General features: G+C 66.3%; 15 protein-coding genes. 5 read left to right on the plus strand and 10 right to left on the minus strand.

Features of this window, described 5'->3' with window-relative positions:
* Positions 1–36: 36 nt before the first annotated feature.
* Positions 37–903, plus strand: coding sequence for a DUF2071 domain-containing protein (locus HWX03_RS29470; protein ID WP_175873693.1), 867 nt, complete (start codon positions 37–39; stop codon positions 901–903).
* A gap of 249 nt (positions 904–1152) precedes the next feature.
* Here the strand turns inward: HWX03_RS29470 and HWX03_RS29475 are convergent, their stop codons facing one another.
* From HWX03_RS29475 to HWX03_RS29485, 3 genes are all read right to left on the minus strand, one after another.
* Positions 1153–2430 (minus strand): ATP-binding protein, encoded by a 1278-nt coding sequence (locus HWX03_RS29475; RefSeq protein WP_175873694.1) that lies wholly within the window; start codon positions 2428–2430, stop codon positions 1153–1155.
* The gene (locus HWX03_RS29480) at positions 2414–3163 is read right to left on the minus strand and encodes a response regulator (RefSeq protein ID WP_175873695.1); all 750 of its coding nucleotides are present in this window, start codon (positions 3161–3163) and stop codon (positions 2414–2416) included. Before HWX03_RS29480 ends, HWX03_RS29475 begins: the two co-directional genes overlap by 17 nt.
* Before the next feature lie 342 nt (positions 3164–3505).
* A complete protein-coding gene (locus HWX03_RS29485; RefSeq protein WP_175873696.1) occupies positions 3506–4558 on the minus strand; it encodes an RNA-guided endonuclease TnpB family protein in 1053 nt (350 codons plus the stop codon).
* Positions 4559–4650: 92 nt separating this feature from the next.
* Between HWX03_RS29485 and HWX03_RS29490 the strand changes: the two genes are divergently transcribed.
* From HWX03_RS29490 to HWX03_RS29500, 3 genes are read left to right on the plus strand one after another with little or no spacing between them, the layout of a single operon-like run.
* The gene (locus HWX03_RS29490; protein ID WP_175873746.1) at positions 4651–5907 is read left to right on the plus strand and encodes an efflux RND transporter periplasmic adaptor subunit; all 1257 of its coding nucleotides are present in this window, start codon (positions 4651–4653) and stop codon (positions 5905–5907) included.
* Positions 5908–5919: 12 nt separating this feature from the next.
* On the plus strand, positions 5920–9117 hold the full coding sequence (locus HWX03_RS29495; RefSeq protein WP_175873697.1) for an efflux RND transporter permease subunit: 3198 nt from the start codon (positions 5920–5922) through the stop codon (positions 9115–9117).
* Positions 9114–10541, plus strand: a complete 1428-nt coding sequence (locus HWX03_RS29500) for an efflux transporter outer membrane subunit (protein WP_175873698.1) — start codon at positions 9114–9116, stop codon at positions 10539–10541. The genes HWX03_RS29495 and HWX03_RS29500 overlap by 4 nt, the downstream gene beginning before the upstream one ends.
* Before the next feature lie 84 nt (positions 10542–10625).
* Here HWX03_RS29500 and HWX03_RS29505 read toward each other — a convergent pair whose 3' ends face one another.
* Positions 10626–11111, minus strand: coding sequence for an anthrone oxygenase family protein (locus tag HWX03_RS29505; RefSeq protein ID WP_175873699.1), 486 nt, complete (start codon positions 11109–11111; stop codon positions 10626–10628).
* Between the two features lie 2 nt (positions 11112–11113).
* Positions 11114–11938 carry an NmrA family transcriptional regulator gene (locus HWX03_RS29510; RefSeq protein ID WP_175873700.1) on the minus strand — a complete coding sequence of 275 codons (825 nt, stop codon included), beginning with the start codon at positions 11936–11938 and terminating at the stop codon, positions 11114–11116.
* Between the two features lie 95 nt (positions 11939–12033).
* Here HWX03_RS29510 and HWX03_RS29515 point away from each other — a divergent pair, with 95 nt between their 5' ends.
* Positions 12034–12699: a TetR/AcrR family transcriptional regulator gene (locus HWX03_RS29515; RefSeq protein WP_175873701.1), complete on the plus strand. Its 666-nt coding sequence runs from the start codon at positions 12034–12036 to the stop codon at positions 12697–12699.
* 71 nt (positions 12700–12770) lie between these two features.
* Here the strand turns inward: HWX03_RS29515 and HWX03_RS29520 are convergent, their stop codons facing one another.
* From HWX03_RS29520 to HWX03_RS29540, 5 genes are all read right to left on the minus strand, one after another.
* Positions 12771–13625, minus strand: coding sequence for a 3-hydroxybutyryl-CoA dehydrogenase (locus HWX03_RS29520; protein WP_174432149.1), 855 nt, complete (start codon positions 13623–13625; stop codon positions 12771–12773).
* Positions 13626–13663: 38 nt separating this feature from the next.
* Positions 13664–14857, minus strand: a complete 1194-nt coding sequence (gene bktB, locus HWX03_RS29525; protein ID WP_175873702.1) for a beta-ketothiolase BktB — start codon at positions 14855–14857, stop codon at positions 13664–13666.
* A gap of 48 nt (positions 14858–14905) precedes the next feature.
* Complete coding sequence (locus HWX03_RS29530) at positions 14906–16579, minus strand: electron transfer flavoprotein-ubiquinone oxidoreductase (RefSeq protein WP_175873703.1); 1674 nt, start codon at positions 16577–16579, stop codon at positions 14906–14908.
* 36 nt (positions 16580–16615) lie between these two features.
* On the minus strand, positions 16616–18406 hold the full coding sequence (locus HWX03_RS29535; protein ID WP_175873704.1) for an acyl-CoA dehydrogenase: 1791 nt from the start codon (positions 18404–18406) through the stop codon (positions 16616–16618).
* A 207-nt stretch (positions 18407–18613) separates the two neighbouring features.
* Entirely contained in the window at positions 18614–19450 is an 837-nt protein-coding gene (locus HWX03_RS29540) for a helix-turn-helix transcriptional regulator (RefSeq protein ID WP_175873705.1), read from the minus strand.
* Positions 19451–19452: the final 2 nt, after the last annotated feature.

Raw genomic sequence — 19452 nt, forward strand, 5'->3', positions numbered from 1 at the left:
GCAAGCCTCTTCCGCGCACGCGGCAACCCCGGCACAATGCCGCCCATGCGCTACGACAACGCCTTCGTTTACCCGTCCACCGGCCTCGTCGGCCGGCTCGCCAACCGGATCGTCGCGAGCGGCCCGCTGCTGCGCGCACGCCGCGCGCTGCTGTCGCGGCTGCCGTTCCTGCAGCTCGCGAGCGACGTCGAGCATGTCGTGTATTGCACGTGGGTCGTCGATGTCGCGGCCGTCGCCCATCTCGTGCCGCGCGGCGTCACGCTCGCGAGCCGCGGCGGCCGCACGCTGTTCACGACGCTCACCTACCGGCACCGGCACTTCGGCCCGCGGCTCGCCGGCCCACTGCGGCGCGTGTTTCCGTCGCCGTTGCAGAGCAACTGGCGGCTCTACGTCGACGCGCTGCCGGACGGGAAGCCGGCCGAGCGCACCGTGTTGTTCGTGAAGAACGTGTTCGATCACCCGCTCTATGCGCTCGGCAGCCGGCTGTTCAGCGACGCGCTGCCGTCGCATCTCGCGCGGCCCTTTACGCATGCGGCGCGCGACGGACGCTACGACACGCGGCTGGCGGGCAGCGGCGGCAGCGCGCCCGACTTCCGCTGCACGGCCGAAGCGTCGCACGACCGGACGCTGCCCGATGCATTCGCGCCGTTCTTCGACGACTGGCGCACGGCCGTCGCCGCGCTGTCGCTGCAGCACGCGGCCATCGCCCATGTCGAGGACTGCGACCGCCTCGCGTATGCGTCGATCGACCTGCCGATCGACGTCGACGCGGTGCGGCCGCTGAAGACGGTCGGGCCCGCAGGCGGCGGCGACTTCCTCGCCCGCATCGGCGCGACCGGCGAACCGCTGTGCTTCGTCGTGCCCGACGTCGCATTCCGCGTACTGTCCGAGCGGCTGCTGTAGCGTGATGCTCGGGTGGTCCGCCACTGGCGCGAGCTAGCGGGCGCGGCGGCTGCTCGCGCTCAAGCATCTTGCACACGGCGAGAAGATCGCCACCGTCGCGATGGATCACTGCTACAGCAGCCAGAGCTTCGCGGCGGCAGGACTGTTCTCGGAATACTCTCGGGCTCGTTACGTTGGCGAGCGTGGCTATTTGTGTCGTGCCGACCTTCGCGGCGCATGCAAACGGGTGACGACACCGCTTGCGGCGCTTCATTGCGCGGCGCTGTGCTTCGGAAACCTCATCGCTATGACAAGCCCGCCGTCGGCCGCGTTGGAAATCTGCAGCGTGCCGCCGTTATGGCGAACAAGGCGGTGAACGATGGCCAGGCCCAAGCCGCTGTGCGAGGTGCCACCGCGAGCGGGATCGAGCCGGACAAACGGACGCAGCACACGGTCGAGATCGAGCTCGGATACGCCGGGCCCGTGGTCTCGCACCACGACTTCGTAGTGCTCGCCATGCGCTCGTGTGGCGATCTCCACGGGCGGCTCACCATAGGTCAGCGCATTTTCGACGAGGTTCGAGAGCGTGCGATCGATATCGACCGTGGGCAGCATGAAGCCGGGCCCCGCGTGAAGATCGAGCGTGACGAGCGCATCCAGGTTCGCTTCGCCGCTCGGACCCGGCGCGCCGGTGTAATCGCGACGACAATACGTGTCCACGCTGATCTGCGGCGAACCTTCGGGGATCTCGCGCGCGAAGTCGAGAAACTGCGTGATGACACGCGACATCGACTCGGTATCGCGCAAAAAACCCTCGCGATCGCCACGGTCGGTCAGCAGGTCAGCCCGCACCTGCATGCGTGTGATCGGCGTGCGCAGGTCGTGCGCGATACTCGCCAGCATCACGGCGCGCTCGCGCTCGGCCACGGCCAGCTCGCCCGTCATGTCGTTAAAGTCGCCGATCAGCTCGCGCAATTCGCGCGGCCCGCGCTTGCGCACGATGTTCAGATGGCGACCGATGCGATATTCGCGCGCGGCTGCGGCAAGATCGCGAATGGGGCGATTCAGTTGCCAGGCAAGCACGACGGCAACCGCGATGGCGAACACCAGCGTCAACGCCAGCATCCCGGTGAAACGGCTCAGCGGCACCTCGGCTCGCGGCAGCACGATGCCACGCGTGCTGCCCGCCCGAAGCACGCGCAGCGTGCCGCCGTCGTCCATTGCCACGTGGGTGCCCGGCGGCAGCACGTTCCGCAATTGCCGTTCGACGGGCCCGTTCGTGTCGCCGCGAAAGCGCTGCGCATCGGCGGCCGGCAGTTGCTTCAGGTCCACGAACGAAATACCGAGGATGTCCGCCACGGACCGCTCACCGCCGCTGTCCTGGCCGCCCATGCTGGCGGCAGCCTCCACTACGCGCGAAATATGGAAGGCGGCGAGGCTCGCGCGGGTTCGCTCGATCAACAGCAGCGACGTGAGGTGAACCAGCACGAGCAGGCCCACCGTGGTGACGACGAGCCGGCCGAACATCGTATCAAGTGGATTCTTCATCGGCCGGGTTGTCGGGAATGAACATGTAGCCGATCCCGCGCACAGTTTGCAGCCGTCGGGGATTGGATGGATCGTCCTCGATCAGGCGGCGCAGGCGCCATACCGGCACGTCGATGCCGCGCTCAGTCACTTCGGCATCCGGACCGTGGAGCAGTTCGATGAGCCGCGTGCGCGATAGCGTTTCCATGGGGTGCGAGGCCAGCACCTCGAGCAGCGCATACTCGCCGCTAGTGAGCTTCACGGGTGTGCCTTCGCACAGCAGCGTGCGCGTCGAGAAATCCAGTTCGAAACGGCCGAACCGGCAAGGTGCGCGCTTCTCCCGCACCGCCGTGGTTCGCGGTGGCCCCTGGCGGCGCAGCACTGCATGGATGCGCGCGAGCAGTTCCTGCGGCATGAACGGCTTGCCCAGATAGTCGTCCGCCCCGAGTTCGAGCCCCAGCACGCGGTCCGCGCCTTCGGCGCGCGCGGTCAGCATGATGACGGGAATCGTGTCGCCGCTCGCGCGCAGTTGCTTGAGTGCGGTAAGGCCATCCCCGCCCGGCATCATGAGGTCCAGCACGATGATGGCCGGCCGCTCGCGCTCCAGCCGCCGTACGAGATTCGTTGCATCGTGAAGAACGGAGAACTCGATGCCGCGCTGCTGGAAGAACTTGCGCAGCAGGTCGCGCAGTTCCGCATCGTCGTCGACGAGCAGGACTTGCGGGGCGGTGTCGGGGATGGAAGGTGGGTGCATTTCGGGTACTCAGGGCGGCGTGAGGACCAAATGATGGTAGCCCGGATGCGATCTGAATGGCTTTCGGAATATTACTGTGATTTGCGATCGCTAACGGAACCGGTACGAGGGCCGGGCCGCGAGGGTATTTCGTATGCCGAAGTCCCGATGCGCTTTCCCCTGTCCGGGCGCGTCACTGGACAGTAAGTTTCCGTAAGCACAAAAAAATGCGCCATCGGTAGCGTTACGCCTTGTCCAGCACCGGTACCGCTGAGGTACCCCTGAAGCGTCCGGTGCCGTCCCGTTCTCGCATCGCGCGACATCGCGATGTCCAAACAGGTCAAAGTTGACGTCCTCCACCGCCTAAAGGCGGAGGATTCCCACACCTGGCGATGCACGTCTGCATCGGAGAATGTTCAACGCAGCGTTGGTATCTCGATCATGCTCGACACCACAGTCACTGCAGGCCCACTCTCTTATTCTCAGTCCCGCGATACCTTTCGGCCGCGTCGTGCTGTCTTTCGATCCGCACGACGAACAGGACTGGGTGGAACCGCTTTCGTCGACTTCCTCGAACGTGGCCCCGTGCGCGATCGCTTTATAGCGGAGCTTGTTCCGGAAGGACGACCAGGATGCGTCGTAGACGCTCTTCGCCATCCTGGTTCTGGCGAGTTTGACGGCAGATACGTTGCCAACCGCGATGTAATCGAATCGCCGCACCAGATCGAGCGTGAGCTTGTGCTGGAAGTCGGCGCGGGCATTGGCGATCTTTGCGTGCAGCTTCGCGATATGTCGCTTGTGCTTTCGTGCTCGCTGCGCTTTCGCCAGCTTTTCCGCCGCGCGTCGGCCGAACCGGTCATTCGGCAGTTTTTCTCCGGTCGAAAGTGTGGCGAAGTCTTTCAGGCCGAGGTCGATGCCCACACCGGAACGGATAGGTCGGGCCTGCACATCCGGCATCTCGATCACGATGTTGAGAAACCAATTGCCGCGCGCATCCTGCGCAAAGTTGGTGCCGTCCTTGATCTTGCCGTCGGGAAGCGGTCGGCTGTTGAACACGCGGAAGGTGTTGCCGGCGAAACGGAACGCGTCACCCTCGCGCTTCAGGTCACGCCCCTTCAGCGGCACCCAGCCCAGCGATTTCCTGCCGCGATAGCGCAGGTAGGGGCGACGGTTCCGACTGCGCGACTTCGCGTACTGCTCGCACGTCGCGTTGATCGTGCCGGAGTGGATGTCGAGTTCCTTGCTGCTGCCGGTCGTGAGCACATTCAAGTCGAAACCGGTCGGCCACTTCTTGTTCCACTTGAGCGCGTGCTTCTGCGTGTCATTGCAGAAGTTCCAGACGTAGTTCACCGCACGGCTCTGCTTGTTGAGCAGTCCGTTGAGCGATTTCACCCGGTAGCGGTAGACAAGGATCATGCCGGTGATCCTAACCCGTGGAAGAAGCTGTCTGTCAACAGCACTCCTTTCCTTCCCGCCATCAATGGCGGGGTCTCTCGGAGCAAATTCTGATGAAGACGCCCATTCTCCCGAACCACGCGCACCGCCACATGACGTGCAGGCCGCGCCAGCTGTTTGCCGCACTCTCGATACTTGCGATAGTCGGAACCGCCGGCTGCAACAGGCAAACAGGCGCACCGCCCGGAGGCTTCGCCTCGCAGACCGCACAGGTGGGCGTGCTCTCGCTCGCGCCGCAGCACATCGTCGAAACCACCGAACTCTCCGGCCGCCTTTCCTCGCAGAAGGTCTCCGACGTGCGACCGCAGGTGAGCGGAATCATCCTCAAGCGCTTGTTCGTGGAAGGCGGCGACGTGAAGGCGGGCCAGGTGCTCTACCAGATCGATCCGGCCACCTACCAGGCTGCCTACGACCAGGCGCGTGGCACGCTCGAAAACGCCCGCGCCACGCTGGCCTCGGCGAAGACGAAAGCGGACCGCTACACCGAACTCGTGAAGATCAACGCCGTGAGCAAGCAGGACTACGACGATGCCGTCGCTGCGGTTCGCGAAGACGCCGCGAGCGTCACGGCCGACGAGGCAGCGCTCGAATCCGCGCGCGTGAACCTCGAATACACGCGCGTGCGTGCGCCCATTTCGGGGCGCATCGGCGCATCGACCGTGACAGAAGGCGCGCTCGTCACCTCGAACCAGACCACCGCGCTCGCCACCATCCAGGCGTTCGACCAGATGTACCTCGACGTCACGCGCCCGAGCACGGAATGGTTGAGGCTTCGCAAGGCCTTCGCTTCCGGGCGCCTGAAGAAGACGGGCAGCGACAGCGCCGCCGTCACGCTCGTGATGGAAGACGGCACCGAATACGCCCACCCCGGCGCGCTGCAGTTCTCCGGCGTCACGGTGGACGCCACCACGGGTTCGGTCACGCTGCGCAGCACGTTCCCGAACCCCGAACGCGAATTGCTGCCGGGCATGTTCGTGCGCGCGCGCCTGGAAGAAGGCGAGAACGACAACGCGATACTCGTGCCGCAGATGGCCGTGACGCGCGCGTCGGACGGCAAGGCGAGCGTCTACGTCGTGGATGCGGCGGGCAACGCGCAGCAGGTGCAAGTAACGGCCGACAACGCTTTCCGCGACCAATGGATCGTGACGTCCGGTCTGCACGCCGGCGACCGCGTGATCGTGAGCGGCCTGCAGAGCGTGCATGCGGGCGCGCCGGTCAAGGTGGCGGCCGATACGCCGCAGACGCAGGCGGACGCGGCACCCGCGGCACCCGCGACAGACACGGCCTCGACCGTGTCGGCACAACACTAGGCGGAGAACGGCATGGCAGAGTTCTTCATCAAGCGTCCCATTCTCGCGTGGGTCATGGCCATCGTCATCATGCTGGTGGGCGCGGCGGCGGTCACGAGTCTTCCCGTCGCGCAGTACCCCACCATCGCGCCACCCTCGGTGCAGGTGACGGCCACTTACCCCGGCGCCTCCGCAGACACCGTCGCTGCAACCGTGACGCAGGTGATCGAGCAGAAGCTGAGCGGCATCGACAACGTGCTGTACATGTCGTCCACGAGCAGTTCCGCCGGGCAGGCCACCATCACGCTGACGTTCAATCCCGGAACGAATCCCGACATCGCGCAGGTGCAGGTGCAGAACAAGGTGACGCAGGCCACGCCTACCCTGCCCCAAACGGTGCAGGAGCAAGGGGTGCAGGTAGCGAAGGCGTCGACGAGCTTCCTCATGATCGTCGCGCTCTCGTCGCCGGGCGGCACCTGGAATTCGGTGGATCTCGGCAACATCATCGCGACCCGGATCGAAGATCCGCTCGCGCAGTTGAACGGCGTGGGCGACGTGACGCTGTTCGGCGCGCAGCACGCCATGCGCATCTGGCTCAACCCGGTGAAGCTGCACAGCGTCGGACTCACGCCCTCCGACGTGACCACGGCCATCACCAACCAGAACGTCGAGCTCTCCACGGGGCAGGTAGGCGGCTCGCCGGCAACGGATTCGCAGGCCATCAACGCGACCATCCGCTCGTCGAGTCTGCTTACGACCGCCGACCAGTTCGCCAGCATCCTGCTGCGCGTGAACAGCGACGGCTCGCGCGTGCTGCTGAAGGACGTTGCGCGCGTGGAGGTGGGCGGCGACAGCTACGACACCTCGTCGCGTCTGAACGGCAAGCCGGCATCCGCGCTCGCCATCAAGCTCGCCACTGGCGCCAACGCGCTGGACGCAGCCAACGCGGTGCGCGCGAAGCTCGCCGAAATCCAGCTGCAATTGCCGAAGGACGTCGCGATCAGTTACCCGTACGACACCACGCCGTTCGTTCGCATCTCGATCGAAGAGGTCGTGAAAACGCTGTTCGAAGCGGTCGTACTGGTCTTCCTCGTGATGTACCTGTTCCTGCAGAACGTGCGCGCCACGCTGATTCCCACCATCGTGGTGCCCGTCGCGCTGCTCGGCACGTTCGGTGTGATGTCGATGATCGGTTTTTCGATCAACGTGCTCTCGATGTTCGCGATGGTGCTCGCCATCGGCCTGCTCGTGGACGACGCCATCGTGGTGGTGGAAAACGTCGAGCGCATCATGAGCGAGGAGAAGCTCGGCCCGAAGGAAGCCACGCACAAGGCGATGGGGCAGATTACCGGCGCCCTGGTCGGCGTGACCACCGTGCTCACCGCCGTCTTCATTCCGATGGCGTTCTTCGCGGGCTCCACGGGCGCGATCTACCGGCAGTTCTCCATCACCATCGTCTCGGCGATGCTGCTGTCGGTCATGCTCGCGCTCACGCTCACGCCGGCGCTGTGCGCCACGCTGCTCAAGCGCGCCGACGTGGAGCACCACGAAAAGCGCGGCTTCTTCGGCTGGTTCAACCGGTGGTTCGCCAAGAGCAATGCGGGCTACAGTTCCTCGCTCGCACGCGTGGTCGCACGGCCCGCGCGTTACATGCTTCTCTACGGTGTGATCGCCGGCGTCGTGGCGTTGCTCTACGTCACGTTGCCCTCCTCGTTCCTGCCTGCCGAAGACCAGGGCTACTTCATCGTGTCGATCAGCGCGCCCGCGGGCACGCCAGCCTCGCGTACGCTGAAGACGGTGGAGGCCGTGGAGCAGTACGTGCTGAAAGACGAGCCGGGCGTCAAGCAGGTCATCGCCATCAACGGCTTCAGCTTCAACGGCCAGGGGCAGAACAACGCCATCGCGTTCGTGACGCTCAAGGACTGGAGCCTGCGCGGTTCGCGCGACAGCGCGCCTGCCATCATCGCGCGCGCCAACCAGCATTTCGCCGGGAATCGCGACGCGCGCATCTTCGTGCTGAATCCGCCCGCCATTCAGGAACTGGGTACGCAAAGCGGTCTCGACTTCGAGATAGAAGACCGCGGCGGCGCAGGCCACGACAAGCTGCTCGCGGTGCGCAACCAGTTTCTCGGCATGGCGTCGAAGGAACCGACGCTCGCGATGGTGCGCCCGTCCGGCCTTGAAGACACGCCGCAGTTGCAGGTGGACATCGACCGCGAAAAAGCCAACGCGCTGGGGCTTTCCATCTCCGACGTCAACGACACGCTGCAGACCGCGTTCGGTTCGTCCTACGTGAACAACTACATCGACACGGGGCGCGTGCAGAAAGTCTACGTGCAGTCGGACGCGCCGTATCGCATGATGCCTGCCGACCTTGGCGACTGGTATGTGAAGGCAAGCAGCAACGCATCGAGTTCGTCGTCTTCATCGTCTTCGAGCACCACCACGAGTACGACAGGCTACGACTCCACGATGGTGCCCTTCTCGTCGTTCGCAAAGAGCCACTGGACGTTCGGGCCGCCGCAGATCGAGCGCTACAACCGGCAGCTCGCCATGGGCGTTTCGGCCGCCACGCGGCCCGGCGTGAGCACCGGCGATGCCATGAACGCGGTCGAGCAGCTCGCGCACAAACTGCCGCCCGGCTTCGCTCTGGAATGGACAGGACAATCCTATCAAGAGAAGCAGGCCGGCTCCCAGGCCACGACGCTCTACGCGATCTCGCTCGTCGTCGTGTTCCTGTGCCTTGCGGGTCTCTACGAAAGCTGGTCGATTCCGCTTGCGGTGCTGCTCGTCGTGCCGCTCGGTGTGCTGGGCGCGTTACTTGCCGCTCATGGGCGCGGACTTTCGAACGACATCTACTTCAAGGTGGGGCTGCTGGCCACCATCGGGCTTTCCACGAAGAACGCCATTTTGATCGTCGAGTTCGCGAAGGATCTGCAGGCGCAGGGGCACAGCCTCGTGGACGCCGTACTCGAAGCCGCCCACATGCGGCTGCGCCCCATTCTCATGACCTCGCTCGCGTTCGTGTTCGGCGTGCTGCCGCTCGTCATCAGTACGGGTGCCGGCGCCGGCGCACGCCATGCCATCGGCACGGGCGTGACGGGCGGCATGATCGCGGCCACGGTGCTCGCCATCTTCTTCGTACCGGTCTTCTTCGTCGTGGTGCGCAGGCTGTTCAAGGAACACGGTCACACCACGGACTCCGCCGACATCATCGAGGGCAACGCATGAAACGCACATTGATCGCCCTTCTTTGCGCGGGCGCGCTGGCAGGCTGCACGCTGGACCCGATGTACCAAAGGCCGGCCGCACCGGTCGATAACACCTGGTCCACCGTGCCCGCGCAGGCGCAGCCGAAGGCCGCTCAGAGCACCGCCGCGGTGCCGCTGGGGGCCGATCTCGGCTGGCGCGACTTCTTCAAGGATCCGCGACTGCAAAAGCTGATCGAACTCGCGCTCGCGAACAACCGCGATATGCGCGTGGCCGCGCTCAACGTGGCGCAGTACGAAGCGCAGTACCGCATTGCGCGCGCCAACGTCGGACCGACCATCAACGCATCCGGCTCGGTCACGCGCGAACGCGTGGCAGGCTCCACGAGCGCATACAGTTCGAGCAGCGCGAGCGTGGGCCTCACGTCGTGGGAAATCGACTTCTTCGGCCGCCTGCGCAGCCTGAAGCGCCAGGCGCTCGAGCAGTACCTCGCCACGGACGCCGCGCGCACCAGCACGCAGATCAGCCTGATCGCGACCGTCGCCACCGACTATCTGCAACTGCTTTCCGACGAGGCTTCGTTGCAGATCACGCAGAACACCGCGGATGCGGACCAGCACACCTACGACCTCACGGTGAACAAGATGAAGATGGGCAGCGCGTCGCTGCAGGACGTGCGCCAGGCCGAAAACTCGCTGGCGAGCGCGCGGTCGAGTCTCGCCTCGTACACGCGTGCGGTCGCACAGGACCGCAACAACCTGGTGGCCGAAATCGGCGCGCCGCTGCCCGACGATCTGCCGCAAGGCCCTTCGCTGATGGAAAGCGAGAACACGTTCGCGGACATCGGCGAAGGCGTGCCGTCGGATCTGCTCGCGCGCCGGCCCGACATCGTCGAAGCCGAGCACACGCTGAAGGCCGCCAACGCCAACATCGGCGCGGCGCGCGCCGCGTTCTTTCCGAAGATCGAGCTGACGGCTTCCGCGGGCACCACGAGCGGCGGCCTCTCGAACCTCTTCAAGGCGGGCACGGGCGCGTGGACATTTGCGCCGTCCATCTCGGTACCTCTCTTCGACTTCGGCTACAACCGCGCCACGCTGGACGTGGCGAAAGTCGAAAAGGACATCGACATCGCCAACTACGAAAAGGCCATCCAGACGGCGTTCAAGGAAGTGTCGAATGCGCTCGCCGGACGCACCACGTATGTCACCCAGGTGGCCGCGGACCGTGACTACGTGAACTCGGCGCAGCAGTACTACGATCTCGCGCGGGCACGCTACCGCAGCGGTACCGACAGCTTCCTGACCCTGCTCGACGCGCAGCGGACGCTCTACGCCGCGCAGCAGCAACTGGTCACGGACATGCTCGCCAAGCAGTCCAACCTCATCACGCTGTACAAGGTGCTGGGCGGCGGCTGGTGGGAGACGGGCATGGTGGCGCAGCGGTAACCGCTGTACGCCCGTGAACGACGTGTATTCACCAATCGCGGGTGTCTTGCTATCGATGAGCGGCACTTCGTCGTAGCGACGGCGCTACCGCGCCGCGATCCCCGCAATGAAGCACACGCTTGCAGCCGCCGACGCCACCGTGCGCACGTGATTCCACCTCGTCCAGTCGTGCACGTAGCGCGCCCACAGTGCCGCGCCTTGCACGCTCACCGGATCGGCCGCGGCAAGCGCATCGTTGAGCGGCACGTTGACGGCCATCGTCACGGCGAACATGCCGAACACATAAAGCACGCCGCCCGCGACCGCCGCCATCGCGCCCGGCTGGTCGCGATTGAACAATGCGATCACAACAAGCGCAAGCGCCGTCAGCGTCGTGCCGAGAAACAGCGGCATGAACGGCGAACGCACGATGTCGACGTTGATCGCGTTCATCGCGGCCGCGCCGGCTGGCGGCGCGAGCCGGCCGAGCGACGTCATCACGAACGTCGAGAACGCGAAGTACACGCCGGCCATCAGCCCGCAGCCGATGGCCGAACCCCACAGCAATGCGGAAGTCACGAACGCGATCATGGTCAGGCGCTCCACACGCCGGTGGCGGCCGTCGCACGCGCATAGTCGGCGAAATCGCGCGCCGGGCGCCCGAGCGTCTCTTCGATGCCATACGCCACCGCGCTGTTGCGCCCGTCGAGCACCACGCGGAACAGATCGTCGAGCAGTTCGACGACCGGTTCCGGCACCCCGACCTCGTGCAGCCTCGCGACGAACGCATCGTGCGAAATCTCGCGATAAGCGAGCGGCCGGCCGGCGGCCCGCGCGATTTCACCGACGGCTTCCGCGAACGTCAGTGCGCGCGGGCCCGTGACTTCGATCACACGATCCGCGAACCGCCCATCGGTGAGTGCGGCCACGGCTACATCGGCGATGTCGTCCGCATCGACGAACGGCTCGGGCACCGCACCCGCCGGCAGCGCGACTTCGCCGGCCAGCACGCCGTCGAGCAGATAGCCCTCGGAGAAGTTCTGGTTGAACCAGCTTGCACGCACGACACCCCAGCCCACGCCCGACGCCTGCAACGCGGCCTCGGCCGCCTGCGCACGCGGCTCGCCGCGCCCGGACAGCAGCACCACGCGCTCGACGCCGCGCTCCCGCGCGAGCCGGGCGAATCCGGCAATCGCGTCCACCGCGCCTTCGACGGCCAGATCGGGCTGGTAGGTCACATAGGCGGCCGACACGCCGTCGAGCGCGGCGGGCCAGGTCTCGGGCACGGTCCAGTCGAAGCGGACGGCCGACGTGCGCGACACCGGCCGCGTCGCGAGGCCGCGAGCACGCAGCCGGGCATCGACGCGGGCGCCCGTCTTGCCCGAACCGCCGACGATGAGGATGGGAAGTGCCGACATGAGCGTCTCCTTTGACAATAAACACGAGAATTTCTCGTATTTTAAAAACACGATAGACTCTCGCATTAGCAACGTCAAGTTTTTCGGGAGGCGGCATGGGCCGACAAAAATCGGGGCGGAACGACGAGCCCGACGCGGCGGCAGCGGATGCGCCTGCGCGCGCGCGGCTGGTGCCGACGCAGCAGCGCAGCCGCGAGCGGTTCGAGCGCATCCTTGCGTGTGCGTCGGAGGTGATGATCGAGAAAGGCTGCGATGCGTTCCGGATGAGCGACATCGTCGAACGCACGGGCATCTCGTTCGGTTCGCTGTACCAGTACTTTCCGGACAAGGCCGCGGTGATCGGCACGCTCGCGGAGCGCTACAACGCGGCCGGGCACGACTGCGTGCGGCGCGACCTCGCCACGATGAAGACGCTCGACGATCTGCACGCCACGCTCGCGCGCATCACCGACAGCTACTACCGGATGTTCGTCGACGAGCCGCTGATGCGCGACATCTGGCGCGCGACGCAGGCCGATCGCGCGCTGCAGGAACTGGATCGTGCGGACGGCGCGTTCCTGGCCGGGATGTTCGCGGATGCATTGGCAGAAGTCGCACCCGGCACGACCCGCGCGCAGCGCAGCGCATTCGCCGAGCTGATGATGATCCAGATCGCGGCGGCCGTGCGCCATGCGATCACGCTGCCGCCGAAGGCGGCGCGGCAGATTCTCGCGATGTTCAAGCGCGCGCTGCCGCGCGATCTGTCGGTGCTTGACGCATAATCGCGCCGCACAAAGCACGCGGCCGCCCGAAGGCGGCCGCGCGAAGTGGCATGATGTGCCGCTTACTTGCCTTACTTGCCGTAGTCGTACACCCCGCGCCCGGTCTTGCGCCCGAGCCGTCCTGCCGACACCATCTCGCGCAGCAGCGGGCACGCGCGATATTTCGGATCGCCGAAGTCCTTCACGAACACATCCATTACCGCGAGGCACACGTCGAGGCCCACGAGGTCGGCCAGCGCGAGCGGCCCGATCGGGTGGTTCGCGCCGAGCTTCATCCCCGCGTCGATCTCCTCGGCCGACGCGATGCCTTCGGCCAGCACGAAGAACGCTTCGTTGATCATCGGCACCAGGATCCGGTTTACGACGAAGCCCGGCGAATTGCGCACGCCGATCGGCGATTTGTCGAAACGCTCGGTCAGCGCGCGCACGGCCGACGCGGTCGCGTCGCTCGTCTGCAGCCCGCGGATGATCTCGACGAGCGGCATCAGCGGCACCGGGTTGAAGAAATGCATGCCGAGGAAACGCGACGGATCGGCAAGCGGCGCCGCGAGCGCGGTGATCGAGATCGACGACGTGTTGGTCGCGATGATCGCGTCCGGGCGCGCGACCGCCTCGATCTGCTTCAGGATGCGGCCCTTCAGCTCGACGTTCTCGGTCGCGGCTTCGATCACGATGTCGGCCGACGCGAGCTTCGCGTAGTCGGTCGACGTCGTGATGCGCGCGAGCGCCGCATCGCGTGCGGCCGCGTCGAGCTTGTCCTTCGACACGAGCCGCTCGAGGCTGCCCTTCAGCGTCGCGAGACCCTTGTCGAGCGCGGCGTCGCTGACGTCGATCATCACGACGTTCAGTCCTGCAACGGCAGCGGTTTGCGCAATGCCGTTACCCATGGTTCCGGCGCCCACGACGCCGACGATTTCGATGGCCATGAAATGTCCTGTGTATTCGGATGCTGAGCGGTCGATTATCAGATGTTCTCGAAGATCGCGGCAATCCCCTGGCCGCCGCCGATACACATCGTCACGAGCGCGTAACGCCCGCCGATGCGCTTCAGCTCGTACAGCGCCTTCACCGTGATCAGCGCGCCGGTCGCACCGATCGGGTGGCCGAGCGAGATGCCCGAGCCGTTCGGGTTGACCTTCGCGGGATCGAGGCCGAGTTCCTGCGTGACCGCGCACGCCTGGGCGGCGAACGCCTCGTTGGCTTCGATCACGTCGAGATCGGTGATCTTCAGGCCGGCGCGTTCAAGCGCCTTCTGCGTGGCCGGCACCGGGCCGATGCCCATGTACGCCGGATCGACGCCCGCGTGCGCGTACGCGACGAGGCGGGCGAGCGGCTTCACGCCCTGCGCGCGCGCGGCGTCCGCGCTCATCATCAGCACGGCGGCCGCGGCGTCGTTGATGCCCGATGCGTTGCCGGCCGTCACGGTGCCGTTCTCCTTCGCGAACACCGGCTTCAGCTTCGAGAAATCGTCCGGGCCGGCGTCGTGGCGCACGTGCTCGTCGGTGTCGAACGCGACTTCGCCCTTCTTCGTGCGGATTGAGATCGGCAGGATCTGGTCCTTGAAGCGCCCTTCCGCGATCGCGCGCGCCGCGCGACGATGCGATTCGAGCGCCAGCGCATCCTGCGCTTCACGCGAGATGTCGTACTTGCGTGCGACGTTCTCGGCCGTCACGCCCATGTGGATCGTCTGGAACGGGTCGTGCAGCGCGCCGAGCATCATGTCGACGAGCTTGCCGTCGCCCATGCGCTGACCGAAGCGCGCGGCCGGCACGGTGTACGGCGCGCGGCTCATGTTCTCCGAACCGCCGCCGATCGCGACGTCGGCATCGCCGAGCATGATCGTCTGCGCGGCCGACACGATCGCCTGCAGGCCCGAGCCGCACAGGCGGTTCACGGTCAGCGCCGGCGTGTGCTGCGCGACGCCGCCATTGATCGCCGCGACGCGCGCGAGATACATGTCCTTCGGCTCGGTGTTCACGACGTGGCCGAACACGACATGGCCGACCGCATCGCCCGGCACGTTCGCGCGCGCCAGCACTTCGGCGACCACCTTCGCGCCGAGGTCGGTCGGCGCGAAATCCTTCAGGCTCCCGCCGAAATCGCCGATCGCGGTACGGACACCGCTCACCACCACGACTTCCTTCGCTGCATTGCTCATCGTCTCACTCCGGTTCGTTCGCGCCCGCGGGCGCGGGGATGCGTTGCGTTACATGTTCGGGTAATTCGGCCCGCCGCCGCCTTCGGGCGTGACCCACACGATGTTCTGCGTCGGGTCCTTGATGTCGCAGGTCTTGCAGTGCACGCAGTTCTGCGCGTTGATCACCAGCCGATCGCTGCCGTCGTCGTTCTTCATGAACTCGTACACCGCCGCCGGGCAGAAGCGCGCCTCCGGCCCCGCGTAGGTGCGCAGGTTCACGTTCACCGGCACGCTCGCGTCCTTCAGCGTCAGGTGCGCCGGCTGGTTCTCCTCGTGGTTCGTGTTCGAGATGAACACCGACGACAGCCGGTCGAACGTCAGCTTGCCGTCCGGCTTCGGATACTCGATCGGCTCGCACTGCGATGCCGGCTTCAGCATTTCATGGTCCGCGTGCTGGTGATGCAGCGTCCACGGCACGTTGCCGCCCATCACCTTCTGCTCGAGCCCGACCATCAGCGTGCCCAGGTACAGGCCCTTGGCCATCCACTGCTTGAAGTTGCGCGCGCGGTACAGCTCCGTGTACAGCCACGATTGCTTGAACGCGTCGGGGTACGCGTTGAGCTCGTCCGACTGGCGGCCGGCCTGCACCGCGTCGAACGCAGCATCGGCCGCCAGCATGCCGGTCTTGATCGCCGCGTGGCTGCCCTTGATCCGCGACGCGTTCAGGAAGCCCGCGTCGTCGCCGATCAGCGCGCCGCCCGGGAACACTGTCTTCGGCAGCGACAGCAGGCCGCCGGCCGTGATCGCCCGCGCGCCGTACGACACGCGCTTGCCGCCTTCGAGGAATGCGCGGATCGACGGATGCGTCTTGTAGCGCTGGAATTCCTCGAACGGCGACAGGTACGGGTTCGTGTAGCCGAGGCCCACCACGAAGCCGACCACGACCTGGTTGTTGTCCATGTGATACAGGAACGAGCCGCCGTAGGTATCGGACTTCAGCGGCCAGCCGGCCGTGTGGATCACGAGGCCCGGCTTGTGCTTCGCGGGATCGATTTCCCACAGTTCCTTGATGCCGATCCCGTACGCTTGCGGATCGGCGTTCGCGTCGAGCTTGAACTTCGAGATCAGCTGACGGCCGAGGTGGCCGCGGCAGCCTTCGGCGAACAGCGTGTACTTCGCGTGCAGTTCCATGCCGAGCTGGAAGTTCTCGGTCGGCTCGCCGTCCTTGCCCACGCCCATGTTGCCGGTCGCGACGCCTTTGACCGAGCCGTCGTCGTTGTAGAGAATCTCGGCGGCCGGGAAGCCCGGGAAGATCTCGACGCCGAGCGCCTCGGCCTGTGCCCCAAGCCAGCGCGTGACGTTGCCCAGCGAGATCACGTAGTTGCCGTGATTCTTGAAATTCTCGGGCAGCGCCCAGTTGGGCGTCGTGACTGCGCTCTTCTCGGACAGGAACAGGAAGCGGTCTTCCGTCACCTCGACGTCGAGCGGCGCGCCGCGTTCCTTCCAGTCGGGAAACAGTTCGGTGATCGCGCGCGGGTCCATCACCGCGCCCGACAGGATGTGCGCGCCGATCTCGGAACCCTTCTCGAGCACGCACACGCCGATCTCGGTGCCTTTCTCGGCAGCCAGCTGCTTGAGCCGGATCGCCGCCGACAGCCCGGCGGGGCCGCCGCCGACGATCACGACGTCGTATTCCATCGATTCGCGCGGGCCGTATTGCGCGAGCAAGTCCTGTGTGGTCAAAATCCTGTCTCCTGCTGCGTCCCGACCGTCAGCCGGTCAGAACTGGTCTTCCGTCAACGCGAGCACGCTCTCGTTGCCTTTCGCGCCGACGATCGACGCTTCGAGCGCACTCGCCTGCACCAGCACGTGCTCCGCATAGCATTGCGCGATCGCGATCTTCGCGTCGAAGAACGCCGTGTCGCTCGCGCGGTTCGCGTGCGCGGCCAACAGCGCGCGCGCCATCTGCCATCCGCACAGCACCACGCCCGCCAGCTTCAGGTACGGCACGCTGCCCGCGAACACCGCGTTCGGGTCCTGCTTCGCGTTCGCCAGCACGTAGTCCACCACCGACGACAGCGAGCGCGCGCCCTTCTCCAGCTGCGCCTTCATCGACGCGGCTGCCGCGCCGTCCAGCTTGCCGAGCGCCGCGACAGTCTCGCCGATCTCCGCAATCAGTGCCTTGGCGACCGCGCCGCCGTCGCGCATCGTCTTGCGGCCGACCAGGTCGTTCGCCTGAATCGCGGTCGTCCCTTCGTAGATCGCCAGGATCCGCGCGTCGCGGTAGTACTGCGCCGCGCCGGTCTCCTCGATGAAGCCCATCCCGCCGTGCACCTGCACACCCAGGCTCGCCACGTCGTTCACCATCTCCGTGCTCCAGCCCTTCACCACCGGCACCAGATACTCGTAGATGGCCTGATGACGCGCGCGCGTCGCCTCGTCCGAATGATGGTGCGCAATGTCGCTGTGTGCTGCGGCCACATACGCCAGCGCCCGCGCGCCTTCGGTCAGCGCACGCATCGTGCCCAGCATCCGGCGCACGTCCGGGTGATGGATGATCGTCACCGACTGCTTGGCCGAGCCATCCACCGGACGGCTCTGCACGCGTTCCTTCGCGAATTCGGCCGCCTTCTGGTACGCGCGGTCGGCCACGCCGATCCCCTGCATCCCGACCCCGAAGCGCGCCGCGTTCATCATGATGAACATGTATTCGAGGCCGCGGTTCTCTTCGCCGATCAGGTAGCCGATCGCGCCGCCGTGATCGCCATATTGCAGCACCGCCGTCGGGCTCGCCTTGATCCCGAGCTTGTGTTCGATCGACACGCAGTGCACGTCGTTGCGCGCACCGAGCGAGCCGTCTTCATTGACCATGAACTTCGGCACGATGAACAGCGAAATGCCCTTCACGCCTTCCGGCGCGTTCGGCGTGCGCGCCAGCACCAGGTGGACGATGTTGTCCGCCATGTCGTGCTCGCCCCACGTGATGAAGATCTTGGTGCCGAACACCTTGTAGGTGCCGTCGCCCTGCGGCTCCGCGCGCGAGCGCACCAGCGCGAGATCCGAACCGGCTTGCGGCTCGGTCAGGTTCATCGTGCCGGTCCATTCGCCCGAGATCAGCTTCGGCACGTAACGCTGCTTCTGCTCGTCGGTGCCGGCCGTCAGCAGCGCCTCGATCGCGCCGTCGGTCAGCAGCGGGCACAGCGCGAACGACAGGTTCGACGCGTTCAGCATCTCGATGCACGGCGTCGCGATCAGCTTCGGCAGCCCCTGGCCGTCGTATTCGGCCGGATGCTGCAGGCCCTGCCAGCCGCCTTCGACGAACTGGCGAAACGCTTCGCCGAAGCCCGGCGTCGCGGTCACGACGCCATCCTTCCAGCTGCTCGGGTTGCGGTCGCCTTCGACGTTCAGCGGCGCCAGCACCTCGCCGCAGAATTTCGCGGACTCGTCGAGCACGGCCTGCGCCGTGTCGTAACCCGCATCCTCGAAGCCCGGCAACTGCGCAACGGCGTCGATGCCCGCGAGTTCCTTCAGCACGAACAGCATGTCCTTGACGGGGGCGTTATAGCTCATGGTCGATGTTCCAATCAGGCGGTGAATAGGAGCGCCACGGGGTCTGATACGGCAAAACCGGCCAGAACCGGGCGACGGGATGGGCCATCCTAACGCCGGGGATCCGGATTCCCATTGTCATATCCGGCCCACATGGTGACAAAACCGGCCACGTCGCGCGCGGGCGGCTGCCCTCGCGCCTAACCAGGAAAGCCCGTCGGGCGGCCATCAGCGCTCGTCCGACGGCCGTTCCGGCCGGGTGGCGAAATAGCGCGCGGGCGAATCACCGAACGCCTTGCGGAACATCGCGATGAAGTTGCTGGGCGACGCGTAACCCAGCGCGTCCGACACCTCGGCCACCGGTCGGCCGCGGGCGAGCAGATCGAGGCCATGCGCGAGACGTGCCTGCTGGCGCCATTGCGCGAAGCTCATCCCCGTTTCGGCCGACATGAGCCGCCGCAACGTACGAGGCGACATCGCACCGAACGCCGCCCACGCGTCGAGCGTGCGCGGGTTGCCGGGATCGTCGAGGAGCGCCCGTGCCACGCGCGCGAGCCGCGGATCGACGGGCATCGGCACGTGCAACGCCTCGAGCGGCGTGCGCCGGATTTCGTCGTGGATGACCGCGGCCATCCGCGCGTGCTCGGGCGCCAGCGGCGCGTGCCGGCACCATCCGATCGCCCGGTGCACGAGCGAGCGCAGCACCGCGCTGATGCCGATCACGCACGGCTCGTCCGGCAGGCCCGCGCAGAACGGCGGCGCGGCCAGCAGCACCCAGCCGGCCGGCGCACCGCTCACCCGCACCTTGTGCGGCATGCCGGGCGGCACCCAGCCCGCACGATGCGGCGGGAGCAGCCACGCGCCGCGTGGCGTATGAACGTGGATCAGCCCCGCCTCGACACACAGCACCTGGCCGCGCGCATGCGCATGCCAGTCGTATTCGCGTGTGCCGAGCCGATACGCGCTGGCCGGATCGTCATTGCCGCGCAGCGCGATCAGCGCGGGACCGTCCAGCCATTCGCTGTAGTCGGGGGGCGTCACGTCGGTGGCGGGTGCGTCGTCCATGT

Origin of the sequence: Burkholderia sp. BCC0397 (genome assembly GCF_902832865.1) — a bacterium.
GTDB lineage: Bacteria > Pseudomonadota > Gammaproteobacteria > Burkholderiales > Burkholderiaceae > Burkholderia.

What these genes read in the sequence shown, in the direction of transcription:
- HWX03_RS29485 (WP_175873696.1), bottom strand. Translation starts at nt 4,558, where the DNA reads ATGATCCTTGTCTACCGCTACCGGGTGAAATCGCTCAACGGACTGCTC.
- HWX03_RS29535 (WP_175873704.1), bottom strand. Translation starts at nt 18,406, where the DNA reads ATGAGCTATAACGCCCCCGTCAAGGACATGCTGTTCGTGCTGAAGGAA.
- HWX03_RS29480 (WP_175873695.1), bottom strand. Translation starts at nt 3,163, where the DNA reads ATGCACCCACCTTCCATCCCCGACACCGCCCCGCAAGTCCTGCTCGTC.
- HWX03_RS29495 (WP_175873697.1), top strand. Translation starts at nt 5,920, where the DNA reads ATGGCAGAGTTCTTCATCAAGCGTCCCATTCTCGCGTGGGTCATGGCC.
- HWX03_RS29505 (WP_175873699.1), bottom strand. Translation starts at nt 11,111, where the DNA reads ATGATCGCGTTCGTGACTTCCGCATTGCTGTGGGGTTCGGCCATCGGC.
- HWX03_RS29490 (WP_175873746.1), top strand. Translation starts at nt 4,651, where the DNA reads ATGAAGACGCCCATTCTCCCGAACCACGCGCACCGCCACATGACGTGC.
- HWX03_RS29475 (WP_175873694.1), bottom strand. Translation starts at nt 2,430, where the DNA reads ATGAAGAATCCACTTGATACGATGTTCGGCCGGCTCGTCGTCACCACG.
- HWX03_RS29540 (WP_175873705.1), bottom strand. Translation starts at nt 19,450, where the DNA reads ATGGACGACGCACCCGCCACCGACGTGACGCCCCCCGACTACAGCGAA.
- HWX03_RS29520 (WP_174432149.1), bottom strand. Translation starts at nt 13,625, where the DNA reads ATGGCCATCGAAATCGTCGGCGTCGTGGGCGCCGGAACCATGGGTAAC.
- HWX03_RS29500 (WP_175873698.1), top strand. Translation starts at nt 9,114, where the DNA reads ATGAAACGCACATTGATCGCCCTTCTTTGCGCGGGCGCGCTGGCAGGC.
- HWX03_RS29470 (WP_175873693.1), top strand. Translation starts at nt 37, where the DNA reads ATGCCGCCCATGCGCTACGACAACGCCTTCGTTTACCCGTCCACCGGC.
- HWX03_RS29510 (WP_175873700.1), bottom strand. Translation starts at nt 11,938, where the DNA reads ATGTCGGCACTTCCCATCCTCATCGTCGGCGGTTCGGGCAAGACGGGC.
- HWX03_RS29515 (WP_175873701.1), top strand. Translation starts at nt 12,034, where the DNA reads ATGGGCCGACAAAAATCGGGGCGGAACGACGAGCCCGACGCGGCGGCA.
- bktB (WP_175873702.1), bottom strand. Translation starts at nt 14,857, where the DNA reads ATGAGCAATGCAGCGAAGGAAGTCGTGGTGGTGAGCGGTGTCCGTACC.